This is a genomic window from Pseudoalteromonas sp. S3260, assembly GCF_005886925.1.
Lineage (GTDB): Bacteria > Pseudomonadota > Gammaproteobacteria > Enterobacterales > Alteromonadaceae > Pseudoalteromonas > Pseudoalteromonas tetraodonis.
The window spans coordinates 1-2,750 of record NZ_PNCV01000187.1; the positions used below are offsets into that span (position 1 = coordinate 1).

The following is a 2,750-nucleotide window of genomic DNA, read 5'->3' on the forward strand; positions in this document are numbered from 1 at the left end:
CAAAGGTCAACAGACCCTAGTGTCCATAAACAACTATTTAAAGCGGCTCTCGATTTATAACAGTCCTTGGTATAGACTCATTAAAGACAATAACAAAGAGTGACTGGAATATGCGATTAGATGACGACATACATAATTTTTACGAAAAACTCGTTTTAGAAGAAATAGAAAAACGTAAACTTAATGAGCGTTACAACGACGATGTAATGGCTGACTTTTGCTGTACCGTACTCAATCAATTACCCCCACGTTATATTCGATACGATGTAGATATGGCATTTTATTTAACTCAAACAGATCGTTTAGATATGCAGCAACGCGTTGAACTTGCTATTAATTTTGCGATTGATCAGATTGCTAAAAAGAAAGATATTAATGAGTAACCCGCTAGAAGACGCCCCTACACACATAAAACTTGCTGTGGATTTAATTATGATATTAGAGCAACACGACGTAGAGCCCGAAGAAGTATTAAAAGCGCTCGATATCGTAAAAAGTGACTTTGAGAAAAAGCTAGTTAACCTGAACTCTGGTTAAGAGATTTACTAACGTATTGAATCAAAAAATGATATTTATGTTTATTTTTCTCTAGCCAGAGATTTCCAGTGAAAACAAGGCGAAATTACGCGTCAATAGCTAGCCTATTGCAAGTAAATTCAACGCAGTTAGCGCTGAAAATAACTGCTTGAGATAGATTTATTATCCAGAGTTCAGGTTAGTTAGTAACTAGCTTTACTCTATTGTTTGTATTTCATGAACGGTGACAACACCATCGTGTTTATTACAATCAATTTTAATTTCGCCGAATGTTGGTCTCGGTGATGTTGACCTACGGCAGGTCATGTTTTGAGCTTTAACACTAAACTGCTCAATATAAACGGCCACAATTGCATCTATTTCTTGCTTCTCGTGTGTTGTCGCAGCAGTATAAAAAGTATCATATTGTTGTGACCAATTTTCAACGCCTGCTTGTGCAGCAACACCCCTCATACTAAGCTTAGTTATTGCTCTAAATATTGCCCTTTTAAAAACATAAACGCTAGGGTGTATTGTGCACTTTTGTAGCCCAATGCAGCGGGCTCTTCTAAATAGTTAAAAACCCCTTCAAACTCCCCTTTTCTGTATGCCTTAACACCATTATATTCTTTTTTCTTCATGGTATTATCGTTGTAAAGACTTATTGGTGACGAATTACAGCCAGTTATTAAAGCCATCAATACCAGCAAAGTGGCACTCAATTGTCGATGATTCAACTTTAAGTACAATACATTTAACTGGCTCAAATTTATCACTGGCTGTCTGTTTGTTGAACTAGAAGCAATAACTGCGCGGCCGCTTTGGCATCGTCTAATGCACGGTGATGATTGGTTAAGTCTAAATTAAAGTGTGCCGATAAATTACCGAGTGAGTATGACTTTAATCCCTTAAATGCTTTGCGTGATTCAACGACTGTACACAGTTTTGGCATTTTAAAATTAATTCCCACCCTCTCAAGCTCTTTTTTAATAAAGCCATAATCAAAATTAACATTATGCGCCACAAAAATACTACCCGAGAGCTTATCTAATAAAGTCGAAGCAATGTCGCTAAATATGGGCGCATTGCTTACCATGGCATCGTTAATACCGGTTAGTTTGGTAATAAAACGAGGGATGGGCCGCTCTGGGTTTATCAGCGTAGTCCATGTATCAACTATTTCGCCCTGCTTTACTTTAACAATACCAATTTCGGTAATGCGGTTAACGCCTTTGAGGCCTCCTGTAGTTTCAATATCTACCACACTATAAATACGGTTAGGGTCTACATACCAGTTTACCGCTGCAATATTGACTTTAAAACCACTGTTTTTTAAATTATCGATGCTCACTAGCTGGTTTCTTTTAAGCTTGTCTCCGGGGGCTTTTACCTCCTCAAAATGAACTGCGCTGTTATCAACAATCATTAAATCGGGGTAACCATCTTTTAATTGTCGGTAGTTTTTTGCCATGTTTTTTAAATGGCTTAATAGCGCATTTATCGGGCTGTTTAAAATAAGCATCTCTAATGGCTTTAATACATCTTTGTGCCATCTAAATAAGCCATTTGGTTGCTCATAATACTTTGCGGCATGGCTACACACTAAACGCAGCAATTTTTGGGTACTATTACACGCAGCCAGCCGCGCCTCTACTTGCGAGGATTGATTTAAATAAAATGTATCTGTTTTTAAGGCTTGCGGGTAAATATCAAACTCATTGCAGGGGGGGGTCGGAGTTTCAATAAAAAGTTCCTGCCAAAAAACCAGCGCAAATAAGCTTTGCCACAAGGTATTCTCGGTGTAAAAGATCCACCTTCTAAAGAAGGTGGCTTTGAATTAGCCCCCTAAAAGGGGGCGTTGTTTACTCCAGAGTTAACTGAGCTTGCTCTTGTCTCTCCTCCTTCTGCTGATGCCTGACATATCTTCGTATTATTTCTTCATTTATGCCTACCGTATCAACAAAGTATCCTCGCTGCCAAAAATGATTACCCCATAGCTTGTTCTTTCTTAAGTACGGATATTTACTAAACATTTTTAACGCTATTTTACCTTTCAATGCGCCCATTAACTTTGAAATTGACAATTTTGGCGGCACTTTTACTACTAAGTGTACGTGATCTATTTGTACATTCAGCTCAACAACTTTGCACCCAAACTGTTCGCAATAAACCTGAATGCACCTGTAGACATCCCTACCTATTTTATTTTTAAAGATCCTAAATCTATACTTAGG

At 37.9% G+C, this 2,750-nt stretch carries 3 protein-coding genes and 2 pseudogenes; 2 read left to right on the forward strand and 3 right to left on the reverse strand.

Annotated features, from left to right (window positions below; translation table 11 throughout):
* Positions 1–110 precede the first annotated feature (110 nt).
* Positions 111–383: a late competence development ComFB family protein gene (locus tag CWC14_RS18015; RefSeq protein ID WP_013465384.1), complete on the forward strand. Its 273-nt coding sequence runs from the start codon at positions 111–113 to the stop codon at positions 381–383.
* Positions 376–537, forward strand: coding sequence for a YbaM family protein (locus tag CWC14_RS18020; protein WP_076922234.1), 162 nt, complete (start codon positions 376–378; stop codon positions 535–537). The genes CWC14_RS18015 and CWC14_RS18020 overlap by 8 nt, the downstream gene beginning before the upstream one ends.
* A gap of 195 nt (positions 538–732) precedes the next feature.
* Here CWC14_RS18020 and CWC14_RS20000 read toward each other — a convergent pair.
* The 3 genes and pseudogenes from CWC14_RS20000 to tnpA all read right to left on the reverse strand — a co-directional run.
* Positions 733–1,253 (reverse strand): annotated as a pseudogene (locus tag CWC14_RS20000) (SEL1-like repeat protein).
* A 35-nt stretch (positions 1,254–1,288) separates the two neighbouring features.
* Positions 1,289–2,326, reverse strand: a pseudogene (locus CWC14_RS18030) (exonuclease domain-containing protein); the annotation flags it as partial.
* 52 nt (positions 2,327–2,378) lie between these two features.
* The coding region (gene tnpA / locus CWC14_RS18035; protein ID WP_138564278.1) for an IS200/IS605 family transposase at positions 2,379–2,750 on the reverse strand (372 nt) is incomplete at its 5' end.